A 12676-nucleotide genomic window follows, 5' to 3' on the forward strand; every position below is an offset into this window, starting at 1 on the left:
TCCCGTTATAAAAATGTGACTAGTGTCGCAAAAGAATAGAAGGTTCACCCAGGACGATCTATGACATATAATCTCCACTTATTGATTATTCGTCCGGAGTTGCGCCATGACCGTACAGTCACCCGATTTGATCAGCGAACTTTTACGCGGCATGCGCCTGTCAGGCGTGAAATACCGGCGGATTGAAGCCAGTGCGCCATTTGGCGTCGCGTTTCATCAGGCTCCCGGCAGGGCGCAGTTTCATTTTGTGAGCCACGGTAGCGCCCTGTTGCGCATGGAGAGCGGTGCAACGTTCGAACTGAGCGGTGGCGACGCCCTCTTTATTCCCGGCGGAAATTCTCATGCCCTGCTCTCTGACGAACAGGCCACCCTTACCCCTGTCAACGCCTTTCCGAGCGAGCCTATCTGCAGCTCGGTCTGTGCTATCACCTGCGAGCCCTGCCCGGAGAGCGAGAACACCCTTATCTTTAGCGGATGCATGGATTTTGAGCTGGGCGGCATGCAGCCGCTGATCAAGGCGATGCCGGAAGTGATGATGGTCAGCCGGCTGATGTCCACCTGGCCGGAAATTCATCCGCTGCTGGCGGCGATGGAGCGGGAATCCGCGGCGCGTCAGGCCGGGTATGCCGGGATCCTTGCGCGGCTGGCCGATGTGGTGGCGGCGTTAATTGTGCGGGGCTGGGTTGAAGGCGGCTGTGGCAAAGCCACCGGCTGGGTGCAGGTGCTACGCGACCCGCGCCTGAGCCGGGCCATTTACGCTATGCACCAGCAGCCAGGCCTGAACTGGAGCGTCGCCGATCTGGCAAAAGAAGCCGGGACTTCCCGATCCGTTTTCGCGGAACGGTTTCTCGCGGCGACGGGAACGACCCCGGCAAAATATCTCAGCGAGCTGAGAATGCGGCTGGCCATTCAGTATATTCGTCATGAAAACCAGCCGATCGAAACCGTCGCGCTGCGGCTGGGTTACGGATCGCTGGCGGCTTTTAGCCGGGCATTTAAGCGCATCATTGGCCATGCGCCGGGCACGCTGCGGGAAGCCAGCCAGACTCCGGAAGAAGCCTGACTGGCGTACGGCATCAGAAATAGTATTTAAAGCGTACGCGTCCGCCGTAGCGATCGTCGTTTTTATTGTCACCCTCTTTTGGAGAGGCGTTGACCCAGGACGCATACGCGCCCAGATAGATGTTGAAGTTTTTCATCTTCATGACGTTCGGAATGAGGTACGACGTATGGATGGTATGAATGTCGTACTCGCCCGGGTCGCTGATCCAGCAGTCGTTTTCACACTCGGCGTCAAAGGTTGAGGTATTAAACTCGTCGATTTCGTTATGAGCATAAATATAGCCCAGCTCAAAATTACGCCAAAGGGCATTGATGCCTGAGGTAAAGTCGGTTTCGCCCGTCGCGTCCAGGTAAGCCGTGTTGAAGTTCATGACCACCCCGTTTTCCGGATTGGTTTTAAGTCCGTCCCAGGTCATAGTAAACCCGTAGCCGGTCCGGTCTGACTGATCGACCCAGCGCCCGGCATCGTCACGATAGCCGTAAGCGTTGTTTACCAGGTTGGTCTCCATAGCGAACGCGGTTGAAAACGGTCCGCTCTGCCATGAGACAACCGGGCGTACGTAGGCGACGTTTTTATCGTTCTCAAGCTCCGCGCCGTGATAACGCTGATCGACGTACAGATCGCTGCCGTCCTTAAACAGGGTATTCAGTTCGAAATACCAGTTGTCCAGCGTCTTGCTCACCAGGAAGTTACCGCCGCTGTCGGTTCGGCCACGTCCCTCTTTCAGCATATAGATATAGCCGTAGCCGTCGCTGTAAAGGTCGTCTGCCGTATTGCCCGAGTATTCCACAAAGGTATCCTGATTGAGCGGAAACATATCATACGCTTCGAAGCGGCCAACCTTAATTTCCCAGTCTTTTTCAGAGCCGAAGAAAAATACGGCGTCATCCAGATACATTTGCCCAGCAAGATCGCCGAGCGGCTGAACGGAGAATCCGGCATAATTGCCGTTATTCATTTTACGATAACCATCAAAACCCAGCAGAATACGGCCATTAATATCCCAGCGTTCTTTATCCCCGGGTGCCCAGTCGTTATTAGCGCTTTGCTTAACAGACGTCAGGCTACCCGTTTTACTGGCGGCATCCATATTAAGCTCAACGTCACCATAAAATTTAATATCGCCAAAACCTGACAGCGTCAGTTTCGGTGGCGCCTCGTTGTTGACCGGCTCCTCTGACTGCACGGTGACCGTCGCTGCCTGCTGTACCGTCGCCTGTTGCTGCTTAAGCACTTCGATTTGCGCTTCCAGCTGCGCCAGCTTTTCCTCCACGCTTGCTGAGGACTGGGCGGCTAAAAGCGCCCCGGAATAGAGCGCACCTGTCAATATAACCATTTTCTTTAATTTCATAGATTCCGTCCTGATTAAAAAGGAAATACCCAAAGATTGAGTTTCGCCATTTCGTACAAATACAGTCAGGAACGCTATTATGTTTTTTGATAACTGAATTACGAATTTTAACTTGTGTGAACCGGGCAGAATAATTCCTTTATTATTAACGAGAGAAACACAACCCGCCTCACATTATTATTTCATCGACTTGCCCGACGTTAATTATATAAAATACAAATATAATTATTTAAGATAATAATTAGACCGGTTTCATTCCCACAACAAATTATCAAACGTCCTGCAGCCTGCCTGAGAACGCGGTAATTTGTCTGGTTCTGCGCAAAATGGGATATTCAACACGCGAAGCGGGCAATATTCGTCTAAGGTTTTCAGGTGATTGACAACAGCGGTCACGCTGCCCGGTAAAGACAGGAGACGAAAAGATGATAAAACCTCGTACATTGCGCCCCGCTTGTTTACATCTCGCGCTGGGAGGCGCGCTGCTCGGTGTCGCAACGTTTGGCTATGCCAACGAACAGCCTGCGGCTCAGACAACCCCGCCCGATATTTTACTGGGGCCCCTCTTCAATGATGTGCAAAGCGCTAAACTGTTTCCCGATCAAAAAACCTTTGCGGATGCAGTCCCCAAAAGTGACCCGCTGATGATTCTGGCGGATTACAGGATGCAGCACTCGCAGTCCAGCTTTGACCTGCGCCATTTTGTCGAGATGAATTTCACCCTGCCCGAAGAGGGAGAAAAGTATGTTCCACCGGCGGGGCAATCGTTACGTGAGCACATTGACGATCTCTGGCCCGTACTGACGCGCACCACCGATAAAGCCAGCAACAAATGGGATTCCCTCCTGCCGTTACCGAAGCCTTACGTTGTGCCCGGCGGTCGTTTCCGCGAAGTCTACTACTGGGACAGCTATTTCACCATGCTGGGCCTGGCTGAGAGCGATCATTGGGACAAAATCAGCGACATGGTGGATAACTTTGCGTATGAGATCGACACCTTCGGCCACATTCCCAACGGCAACCGCAGCTATTACCTGAGCCGCTCCCAGCCGCCGTTTTTCTCACTGATGGTTGAACTGCTGGCGACCCATGACAGCGACGCGCTGAAGAAATATCGTCCGCAGATGGAGAAAGAGTATGCCTACTGGATGGAAGGCGTCGATGCCCTGCAGCCGGGCCAGGCCAGCAAACGCGTGGTGAAACTGGATGACGGCGCGATCCTCAACCGCTACTGGGACGATCGCGACACCCCGCGCCCGGAGTCCTGGCTTGACGATGTGAATACCGCGAAAAGTAACCCTAACCGACCGGCAACCGAGATCTACCGTGATTTGCGTTCCGCCGCGGCCTCGGGATGGGACTTTAGCTCCCGCTGGATGGACGATCCGCAAAAACTCGGCACCATCCGGACCACCAGCATTGTGCCCGTGGACCTGAATGCTCTGATGTTCAAGATGGAAAAACTGCTGGCCCGGGCAAGCCAGGAAAGCGGCGATGCCGCCAGCGCAAACAAGTATGAGGCGCTGGCCACCGCGCGCCAGAAAGCCATCGAGAGCCACCTGTGGAATGATAAAGAGGGCTGGTACGCCGATTACGATCTGAAGAGTAAGAAGGTACGCAATCAGCTCACGGCTGCGGCCCTGTTCCCGCTTTACGTGAAGGCGGCGGCGCAGGATCGTGCCGATAAAGTCGCTGCGGCAACCTCCTCACGTCTGCTGCAGCCGGGCGGAATAGCGACCACCACCGTCAACAGCGGTCAGCAGTGGGATGCGCCAAACGGCTGGGCCCCGCTGCAATGGGTCGCGGCGGAAGGGTTGCAGAATTACGGGCAAGAGAAGGTCTCGATGGATGTGACCTGGCGCTTCCTGAAAAACGTTCAGCACACTTATGATCGGGAAAAGAAACTGGTCGAGAAGTATGATGTGTCGTCAACCGGTACGGGCGGCGGCGGCGGCGAGTATCCGCTGCAGGACGGCTTCGGCTGGAGCAACGGCGTGACGCTGAAGATGCTGGATCGGGTCTGCCCGAAAGAGAAACCGTGCGACAGCGTGCCGGAGAATCGGCCTGCCGCGAATGATGAGGTGGCGCCGGTGAAGGCGACGGCGCAGTAAGTGAGTATTGCCGGGTGGCGGCTACGCCTTACCCGGCCTACTTTTTAAACTCACAGGGCTTGGCTTAGAAACTGTAACTCGCCCCTAACTGATACGTTCTGTCGCGCCCAATCCAGCAGTTGGTCGCGTCATAGCAGGTCAGCGTCTCTTTGTTGGTGATGTTCTGCGCACTGGCCTTAAGCGTCAGCCCTGCCAGCGAAGGCAGGATTTCGCCCATCCGGTAGGATGCCGACAGATCGTACTGGGTGGTACCGCCCAGCTTACCCGCATCGTTAGCCGGTGAGATTTCCATCGGGCCGGTATAGCGCGCCCCCGCCCCCAGCATCAGCCCTTTCAGCGGCGTGTTCTCAAAGGTGTAATCCCCCCAGAGATTGAAGGCATTCTCCGGCACCTGCGTTGGACGTTTCCCTTTGTACTTATCATCTTCCGTATTGATCGCGTGGGTGTAGGCATAGTTAGCAATCAGCGTCAGGTTGTCCGTCGGGCGGCTGATGGCAGACAGCTCAGCCCCTTTGGATTCCACCTCCCCGGTCTGACGATAGTTCAGGAAGCCCGGATCGGAGGTGACGACATTTTTCTGACGGATGTTGAACACCGAGGCGGTAAAGGTAGTGGCGTAGTCGGCCAGCAGATATTTCACGCCGCCCTCCACCTGCTTGCTGGTGGTCGGTTTGACGTCTTTCGCCGCGAGCGTTCCCTTCGGCGACACCGGTGCAAAGCCTTCGGAATAGCTGATAAACGGTGACAGACCATTATCAAAAGCGTAAAGCGCGCCCAGGCGTTTGGTGACGCGATCCTGAGAGACCCAGTCCTTATCACCGTTTTGCAGATAATTGGTGGTCACGGAGCGATAATCGTCGTAGCGCAGGCTGCCCAGCAGATTTAAGCCCCCCCACTCCACCTGATCCTGCAGGTAGTAGCCGTTCTGCTGATAGCTCAGACGGTTTTTCTGGGCGGTATACAGGCCCAGCGCGCTTTCGCCGATCTGCGAATAGTCAGGATGACGCATATCCATGCCCGGCGTGGCCGACGCGTAACGGTAGTGGAAATGGGAGTTCAGCTTCTGGTAGTCAAACCCGGCCAGCAGATGGTGTTGCCAGTCGCCCAGCGCCACGGTTTTCGTCACCTGGTTATCGATGTTGAAGCTCTGCAGATCTTCATCGGTGGTGTAGGCAAAGCGGTTGAGCTGATAGACCTCGCTTCCCGTGCCCGTCGCATAGACGCTGCGCTGATGCGTATCAACGTCGAAATAGCGCGCCTTCTGGTTAAAGCCCCAGCCGCTGTCGAACGCATGTTCAAAGCTGTAGCCCAGCATCCACTGGCGCTGCTTAAATCCGTTCCACTCATCACCGGCGTAGTCGCGCTTGCCCGCGTATTTCGAGCGCAGGTAGGCGAGCGGCAGCGGGTTCGACGGCGTCAGGCTCGGGGAGTTCTGCGCCAGCGCATCCAGAGTCAGGCGGGTTTTGCTGTCGGGTTGCCAGGTGACGGACGGGGCAACCAGGTAGTTTTCATAACGGGTGGTGTGCGGCTGATCGTCATTTTCCGTCGCTTTACCCAGCAGGCGATAGTTCCAGTCGCTATCGGCGATCTGCCCGGTTGAGTCGAGATAGCCCTCTTTCAGGTTGCGGTTACCGGTGTTAAATCCGAATTCGGTTCGCGCTTCTCGCTGTGGCTTTTTACTCTGGATATTCACCAGCCCGCCCGGCGAGCCGCCGCCGTAGAGAACCGATGAGGGGCCTTTCAGGATATCAACGCTGTCAATCAACAGCGGATCGATGCGGGCTTTGGTATTGCCGGTGACGTTATAGGGCAGCTGCAGCCCGTTGTAGAACTCCTGGTCGACGGTAAAGCCACGAATTTTATATTCGCTCATGTAGGAGGTATTTCCCCGCACCTCGGTTGAGACCCCTGGCGCATAGCGCAGGATTTCATTCACGGAATTCGCATGGCGCTTATCAATTTCCGGCGCAGAGAGGGTCGTGATGACCTGCGGCGTTTTACTTTCAGCAACGGCCGATTTCGTGGCGCTGTTCGTCCAGGCCGGCAGCGCGCTGCCCTGCTCTGCGCCGGTGACGACGATAGTGGATTCTTCGGCGAATGCCGGAACGTGCAGTGCGAGCGAGACGGCGCCTGCCAGGGCGCATAGCGTAAAACGTGAAGGAGTCATAATGTCGTCTTGTTGTTAGATGCAATACGGAACGACAATTATTATCATTTAGATTAAAAAATCAATACGCAGGCAAAAAAACGGCCCTCCGCAGAGAGCCGTTTACGTCATGTTATGCTCGTCGCAGTAACCTGAATATGCCCAGCACCACAATGGCGCCCACGACAGCGACCAGAAAACTGTGCAGGTCAAAACCACTTATGTTGCCTCCGAAGCCAAACATCGTCGCCAGCCAGCCGCCCACAACCGCACCAACGACCCCGAGTACACAGGTCAAAATAAAGCCGCCGCCATCGTTTCCAGGCATGATCAATTTCGCGATAGCGCCAGCAATAAGACCAAAGATAATCCAGGCGATGATACCCATAGCGATGCCCTCTTGCAGGTTTAACGCATGCGCAGAAAACCTTCTGCACAGCTAACATAAGTATAGGTCATCGCCGGAAAATCATTTTCTTCTCACCGACTTATCTTTGCCTAAACAGGCAAAAAAAACTCACCGGTTTGTATTAAGTTTCATCGCAGATTGCCGATAACGCTAAGACAGTCTGTCATCTATCAAGGAGCCATCCGGCGTGAGTCATTACAGTGAGCAGTTCCTCAAGCAAAATCCGCTGGCTGTATTAGGGGTATTACGCGACCTGCAAAAAGGTGAAGTGCCGCTGCGCATCAGCTGGTCGAATAATCAGTTCATCAGCAAGATCCTTGACGCCTCGCAGGAGCGACTGGTGATTGATTTGGGCAGTCAGGAGTATGAAAACCGCGCGGCGCTGAAGGCGGAGAATATCGCCGTGATGGCCGAAACGCAGGGCGCCAAAGTGGAGTTTGTCCTGTCGCGACTGGAACTGAGCGAATATCAGGGGCTTCCGGCCTTTGTGACCCCCCTTCCTGGCAATCTCTGGTTTGTCCAGCGTCGCGAATATTTCCGCATCAACGCCCCGCTTCATCCCGCTTACTTCTGCAAGGCCAAAATGCCGGACAAAAAAGAGATCCGCTTCCGTCTCTTCGATCTGTCGCTGGGCGGTATGGGCGCGCTAATGGATACGCCGAAGCCTGACGGACTGGTAGAGGGCATGCGTTTCACGCAAATTGAACTGGATATGGGGGGCTGGGGGCGCTTTTATTTCGATGCACAGCTGATTGCCATCAGCGACCGCACCGTCGTGGACAGCAAAAATGAAACCATCACCACGCCGCGTCTGAGCTTCCGTTTCCTGAATGTCGGGCCCGGCGCAGAGCGCGAGCTGCAGCGTATTATCTACTCCCTGGAGCGCGAGGCGCGGGAACGCGCAAATAAAGTTCTGTAAGGAACATCGGGCAGCGTGACCGCCGCCCGTCTGCGGCATTACATGGCATCCATCGCTTTCTGTACTTTCCAGATATAACGAGGCGCCTGTGGTGCCGGGTGATTTTTCGCCACATGCTCAAAGAATTCGTCTTTGTCCATGCCGTTAATCTCTTCTATCGCCTCTTTGCGGTCAGAGGAGAAGGTTCTCAGCAACGCGCCGGCACCATTAACGTAAGAGACCACCAGCGCGTACTGCATCACCTCCGGATCCTTAATGCCCTTCAGCACGCCGTGCTCCATGATGCTCAGATAGGCCGTGCCCATTGAAATGTTGCGTTCCGGATTCTTCAGCTCGCTGGTCGACGGCTGACCGCTCCAGCCCATATAGCGGTAAACTTCTTTCCCCGCCGTTGACGCTTTAAGCTGCATCAGCCCCACCGCGTTGGATTTGCTGACAAGCGTGGGATTACCGCCGGACTCCACCGCAATGATCGCCGTGATGAGACGCGGACTGACGCCCCAGGCTTTCCCGGCTTGTTCACTGATCGGCATCCACTGCATCGCGCGCTTCACCGGCACTTCCGGGTTCCAGGGCGGGTTTTGATAATCATGTTTTGAACTACAGCCAGCGAGCAACACAATCAAAAAAGCAAACCATCTCAATTTCACGTCATCTATCCTTATAGCCGGTCATCGCGGTGCGCCGCTCTTGAAGCAGGCGGCGTATAAGCGGCATGATATAGACAATTAGTTTCTCATTCAGCAAGGAATTGCCATGTCTCAGTTTCATCTCATCGCGCCGTCGGGCTACTGCATTAACCAGGACGCGGCGCAGCGGGGCGTTCAGCGTTTGCTGGAGTCGGGCCACCGGGTAGAAAATCAGACGATTATCCCCCGCCGCCAGCAGCGTTTTGCCGGTACCGAAGCGCAGCGGCTGAATGATATCAACAGCCTGGTCAGCCTGAAGGGTGAAAATAGCATAGTGCTGGCGGTGCGCGGCGGATATGGCGCGAGCAGGCTGCTGGAGAGCATTGACTGGCAGGGCCTGGCGCAGCGCCAGCAGCAGGATCCGCTGCTGATATGCGGCCACAGCGATTTCAGCGTCATCCAGCTTGGGCTGCTGGCGCTGCATAACGTTATCACCTTCAGCGGCCCGATGCTGGCCGGTAATTTCGGCGCCCCGGAGCTGAATGCGTTCACCGTGGAACACTTCTGGCGCGCGCTGCGCAATCCCACCTACAGCGTGGAGTGGCAGGGGAATGGACCGCACTGGGAATGTGAAGGCCAGCTCTGGGGCGGCAACCTGGCGATGCTGGTTTCGCTTATCGGCACGCCGTGGATGCCGCACATCGAGGACGGCATTCTGGTGCTGGAAGATATCAACGAACATCCGTTCCGCGTCGAGCGCATGCTGTTGCAGCTCTATCATGCCGGTATTCTTGAGCGCCAGTCCGCGATCGTGCTGGGCAGCTTCAGCGGCTCTGCCCCGAATGACTATGACGCGGGTTACTCCCTGGAAACCATGATTGAGTTCATTCGCTCGCGGCTGGATGTTCCGGTGATCGCCGGTCTGGATTTTGGCCATGAGCAGCGCACCGTGACCCTGGCGCTGGGGGCGCACGCCTCCCTGATCCATAATGATTCCGGCTCCCGGCTGACCATCAGCGGCCATCCTGTCATAAAGGCATAAAAAAGCCGTTATACCCCCTTAATAAAACGCTGTTGCCGTCGTTAATATGTTAGGGTTTTAGTAACAGCGTTAACATTGAGGTGGGAGTAAGAGAACATTGGATGCCGCAGCGATAATCAGCCTTTTCATTCTGGGTTCGGTCCTTGTAACCAGCAGTATTTTATTAAGTTCATTTTCATCGCGTCTCGGCATACCTATTCTTGTTATTTTCCTCGCCATCGGCATGCTGGCCGGCATTGATGGCATTGGCGGTATCCCATTCGATAACTATCCTTTCGCCTACATGGTGAGTAACCTGGCGCTGGCGGTGATCCTGCTGGACGGCGGCATGCGCACCCAGGCGAGCTCCTTCCGCGTGGCCTTAGGGCCCGCGCTGTCGCTCGCGACGGTTGGCGTGTTGATAACCTCCGGCCTCACCGGAATGATGGCCGCGTGGCTCTTCCATCTCAATATCATGGAAGGTTTGCTGATTGGCGCGATTGTCGGCTCAACCGATGCGGCAGCGGTGTTTTCTCTGCTTGGTGGAAAAGGGCTCAACGAACGCGTTGGCTCCACGCTTGAGATTGAATCCGGCAGTAACGACCCGATGGCGGTGTTTCTCACCATTACGCTTATCGAGATGATTCAGCAGCACGAAAGCGGGCTGAGCTGGACGTTTGCGTGGCATATCCTGCAGCAATTTGGCCTGGGGATTGTTATCGGCCTGGCGGGCGGCTATCTGCTTCAGCAGACAATCAACCGCATATCGCTACCGTTGGGGCTTTACCCGTTGCTGGCGCTGAGCGGCGGCATCCTCATTTTTGCCGTTACCACGGCGCTGGACGGCAGCGGCATTCTCGCCGTCTACCTCTGCGGGTTCCTGATGGGCAACCGCCCTATTCGCAACCGGCATGCCATTTTGCAGAACTTCGACGGTCTGGCCTGGCTGGCGCAGATCGGCATGTTCCTGGTGCTGGGGCTTCTGGTCACCCCCTCAGACCTGCTGCCCATCGCGGTTCCAGCGCTGCTGCTGTCCGCGTGGATGATCTTCTTCGCCCGTCCGCTGTCGGTATTTGCAGGCCTGCTGCCGTTTCGCGGCTTCAACCTGCGTGAGCGGATATTCATCAGTTGGGTGGGCCTGCGCGGCGCTGTGCCGATTATCCTTGCCGTCTTCCCGATGATGGCGGGTCTGGATAACGCCCGGCTGTTCTTTAACGTGGCGTTCTTCGTGGTGCTGATTTCGCTGCTGTTCCAGGGAACGTCCCTCGGGTGGGCGGCGAAAAAAGCCAAAGTGGTGGTGCCTCCCGTGGGCTGGCCGGTTTCCCGCGTGGGGCTCGACATCCATCCGGAGAACCCGTGGGAACAGTTCGTTTATCAGCTGAGCGCCGACAAATGGTGCGTGGGGGCTTCGCTGCGCGATTTGCACATGCCGGCCGAAACGCGCATTGCCGCCCTGTTCCGCGACAATGTTCTGCTGCACCCTACCGGCAGCACCCGCCTGCGCGAAGGGGACATTCTCTGCGTGATTGGCCGCGAGCGCGACCTGCCCGCACTGGGCAAGCTGTTCAGCCAGTCGCCTCCGGTGGCGCTGGACCAGCGTTTCTTCGGCGATTTCATTCTGGAAGCCAGCGCCAGGTTTGCCGATGTGGCGCTGATTTACGGCCTGGATGAAGGTGCTGAAGACGGAGATAGCCAGCAAACGCTGGGCGAAATCATCCAGCAGCGGCTTGGCGCTGCCCCGGTCGTGGGCGATCAGGTCGAGTTTGCCGGGATGATCTGGACGGTAGCAGGGAAAGAAGATAACGCTGTGAGGAAAGTCGGTTTGAGGCCGATGGAAGAGGAAGCGGAGTAGCGGTTTTTTTGCCGGGTGGCGCTAACGCTTACCCGGCCTACACTCGAGGGTTTTGTAGGTCGGGTAAGGCGAAGCCGCCACCCGACACAAACATTTGTTACACTGTCACAACCGGCACCCTTGGTGCCAGAGCACACATCAGTTCATACCCTACCGTCCCTGCTGCGGCCGCAACGTCATCAATTTTGATTTCGTTACCCCACAGCTCAACCGGCGAACCGATACCCGCCTGCGGGCAGGGCGTCAGGTCAACGGCCAGCATATCCATTGATACAGTGCCTACCGTTCCCGTGCGGACCCCATCAACCCACACAGGCGTGCCGGTCGGCGCAATGCGTGGGTAGCCGTCGGCATAGCCGCCCGCCGCGATACCAATCCGCTGCTCGCCCTTTGCCCGATAGCGGCTACCGTAGCCCACCGTGTCGCCAGCCTTCAGGGTTTGCACACCAATGATTTCGCTGCGCAGGGTCATTACCGGCTTCAGGCCGCTGTTGGCGATATCCTGCCACTGGCCCGAGGGCGACGCGCCGTACAGAACGATCCCCGGACGCACCCAGTTGTAGTGCGCCTCGGGATGCCAGAGCGTGGCCGCCGAGTTGGACAGCGAGCGCGGACAGTCCAGCCCTTCTGCCGCCTGCTCAATGCGGACCATGGCATCGGCAATGCCGTCCGGTTTTTCCGCGTCGGCAAAATGCGCCATCAGCGTCATTTCACCTACGTTCTTCAGCGCGCGCAGCTGCTGCCAGACCGTATGCACCCGCTCAGGCTGGAAGCCCAGGCGGTTCATGCCGCTGTTCACCTTGAGATAGATATCCAGCGGCGCGTGAAGCTTCGCATCCTGAATCGCTTTGATCTGCCAGTTGCTGTGAACGCTGGTGGTCAGCCGGTACTTATCCAGCAGCGGCAGATCGTCGGCGTGGAAGAAGCCCTCGAGCAGCAGTATGGGCCCTTTCCAGCCGCGCTCGCGCAGCAGAATAGCCTCTTCCAGATTAAGTAACGCAAAGCCATCGGTGGCGCTCAGCGCGCTCCAGATACGGTCAATGCCGTGGCCGTAGGCATTCGCTTTCACGACCGACCACACGCGTGTGCCAGGTGCCGCCCGGCGAACAATCTGCAGGTTATCCTTCAGGGCCTGCAGGTTCAGCTGAGCCAGAACAGGACGGGACATGACAACT

Annotated in this window: 10 protein-coding genes; 5 read left to right on the plus strand and 5 right to left on the minus strand. The window is 56.5% G+C overall.

Going from position 1 to position 12676, the window contains the following annotated elements:
• The first annotated feature begins 106 nt into the window (after positions 1 to 106).
• Positions 107 to 1063 (plus strand): AraC family transcriptional regulator, encoded by a 957-nt coding sequence (locus KGP25_RS13925; RefSeq protein ID WP_048029460.1) that lies wholly within the window; start codon positions 107 to 109, stop codon positions 1061 to 1063.
• A 13-nt stretch (positions 1064 to 1076) separates the two neighbouring features.
• Here the strand turns inward: KGP25_RS13925 and KGP25_RS13930 are convergent, their stop codons facing one another.
• Positions 1077 to 2414 carry a carbohydrate porin gene (locus KGP25_RS13930; RefSeq protein ID WP_223539149.1) on the minus strand — a complete coding sequence of 446 codons (1338 nt, stop codon included), beginning with the start codon at positions 2412 to 2414 and terminating at the stop codon, positions 1077 to 1079.
• Positions 2415 to 2839: 425 nt separating this feature from the next.
• Here KGP25_RS13930 and KGP25_RS13935 point away from each other — a divergent pair, with 425 nt between their 5' ends.
• A complete protein-coding gene (locus KGP25_RS13935) occupies positions 2840 to 4525 on the plus strand; it encodes an alpha,alpha-trehalase (RefSeq protein WP_223539150.1) in 1686 nt (561 codons plus the stop codon).
• A gap of 64 nt (positions 4526 to 4589) precedes the next feature.
• On the opposite strand, the gene KGP25_RS13940 is transcribed toward KGP25_RS13935, so the two are convergent.
• Both KGP25_RS13940 and KGP25_RS13945 read right to left on the minus strand, forming a co-directional pair.
• Positions 4590 to 6692 carry a TonB-dependent siderophore receptor gene (locus tag KGP25_RS13940; protein WP_223539151.1) on the minus strand — a complete coding sequence of 701 codons (2103 nt, stop codon included), beginning with the start codon at positions 6690 to 6692 and terminating at the stop codon, positions 4590 to 4592.
• 112 nt (positions 6693 to 6804) lie between these two features.
• On the minus strand, positions 6805 to 7059 hold the full coding sequence (locus tag KGP25_RS13945; RefSeq protein ID WP_008502662.1) for a GlsB/YeaQ/YmgE family stress response membrane protein: 255 nt from the start codon (positions 7057 to 7059) through the stop codon (positions 6805 to 6807).
• A 208-nt stretch (positions 7060 to 7267) separates the two neighbouring features.
• Between KGP25_RS13945 and KGP25_RS13950 the strand changes: the two genes are divergently transcribed.
• Positions 7268 to 7999 carry a flagellar brake protein gene (locus tag KGP25_RS13950; RefSeq protein WP_048029456.1) on the plus strand — a complete coding sequence of 244 codons (732 nt, stop codon included), beginning with the start codon at positions 7268 to 7270 and terminating at the stop codon, positions 7997 to 7999.
• Between the two features lie 38 nt (positions 8000 to 8037).
• Here the strand turns inward: KGP25_RS13950 and emtA are convergent, their stop codons facing one another.
• Entirely contained in the window at positions 8038 to 8649 is a 612-nt protein-coding gene (emtA, locus tag KGP25_RS13955; protein ID WP_024909815.1) for a membrane-bound lytic murein transglycosylase EmtA, read from the minus strand.
• Positions 8650 to 8755: 106 nt separating this feature from the next.
• On the opposite strand from emtA, the gene ldcA reads away from it, so the two are divergent.
• Both ldcA and KGP25_RS13965 read left to right on the plus strand, forming a co-directional pair.
• Entirely contained in the window at positions 8756 to 9670 is a 915-nt protein-coding gene (ldcA, locus tag KGP25_RS13960) for a muramoyltetrapeptide carboxypeptidase (protein ID WP_223539152.1), read from the plus strand.
• A gap of 97 nt (positions 9671 to 9767) precedes the next feature.
• A complete protein-coding gene (locus KGP25_RS13965) occupies positions 9768 to 11501 on the plus strand; it encodes a potassium/proton antiporter (protein ID WP_223539153.1) in 1734 nt (577 codons plus the stop codon).
• A gap of 97 nt (positions 11502 to 11598) precedes the next feature.
• Here the strand turns inward: KGP25_RS13965 and dadX are convergent, their stop codons facing one another.
• Complete coding sequence (gene dadX, locus KGP25_RS13970) at positions 11599 to 12669, minus strand: catabolic alanine racemase DadX (RefSeq protein WP_223539154.1); 1071 nt, start codon at positions 12667 to 12669, stop codon at positions 11599 to 11601.
• Positions 12670 to 12676 lie beyond the last annotated feature (7 nt).

Origin of the sequence: Enterobacter sp. JBIWA003 (assembly GCF_019968825.1) — a bacterium.
Taxonomy (GTDB): domain Bacteria; phylum Pseudomonadota; class Gammaproteobacteria; order Enterobacterales; family Enterobacteriaceae; genus Enterobacter; species Enterobacter quasiroggenkampii.

What these genes read in the sequence shown, in the direction of transcription:
- KGP25_RS13925 (WP_048029460.1), top strand. Translation starts at nt 107, where the DNA reads ATGACCGTACAGTCACCCGATTTGATCAGCGAACTTTTACGCGGCATG.
- KGP25_RS13930 (WP_223539149.1), bottom strand. Translation starts at nt 2,414, where the DNA reads ATGAAATTAAAGAAAATGGTTATATTGACAGGTGCGCTCTATTCCGGG.
- KGP25_RS13935 (WP_223539150.1), top strand. Translation starts at nt 2,840, where the DNA reads ATGATAAAACCTCGTACATTGCGCCCCGCTTGTTTACATCTCGCGCTG.
- KGP25_RS13940 (WP_223539151.1), bottom strand. Translation starts at nt 6,692, where the DNA reads ATGACTCCTTCACGTTTTACGCTATGCGCCCTGGCAGGCGCCGTCTCG.
- KGP25_RS13945 (WP_008502662.1), bottom strand. Translation starts at nt 7,059, where the DNA reads ATGGGTATCATCGCCTGGATTATCTTTGGTCTTATTGCTGGCGCTATC.
- ldcA (WP_223539152.1), top strand. Translation starts at nt 8,756, where the DNA reads ATGTCTCAGTTTCATCTCATCGCGCCGTCGGGCTACTGCATTAACCAG.
- dadX (WP_223539154.1), bottom strand. Translation starts at nt 12,669, where the DNA reads ATGTCCCGTCCTGTTCTGGCTCAGCTGAACCTGCAGGCCCTGAAGGAT.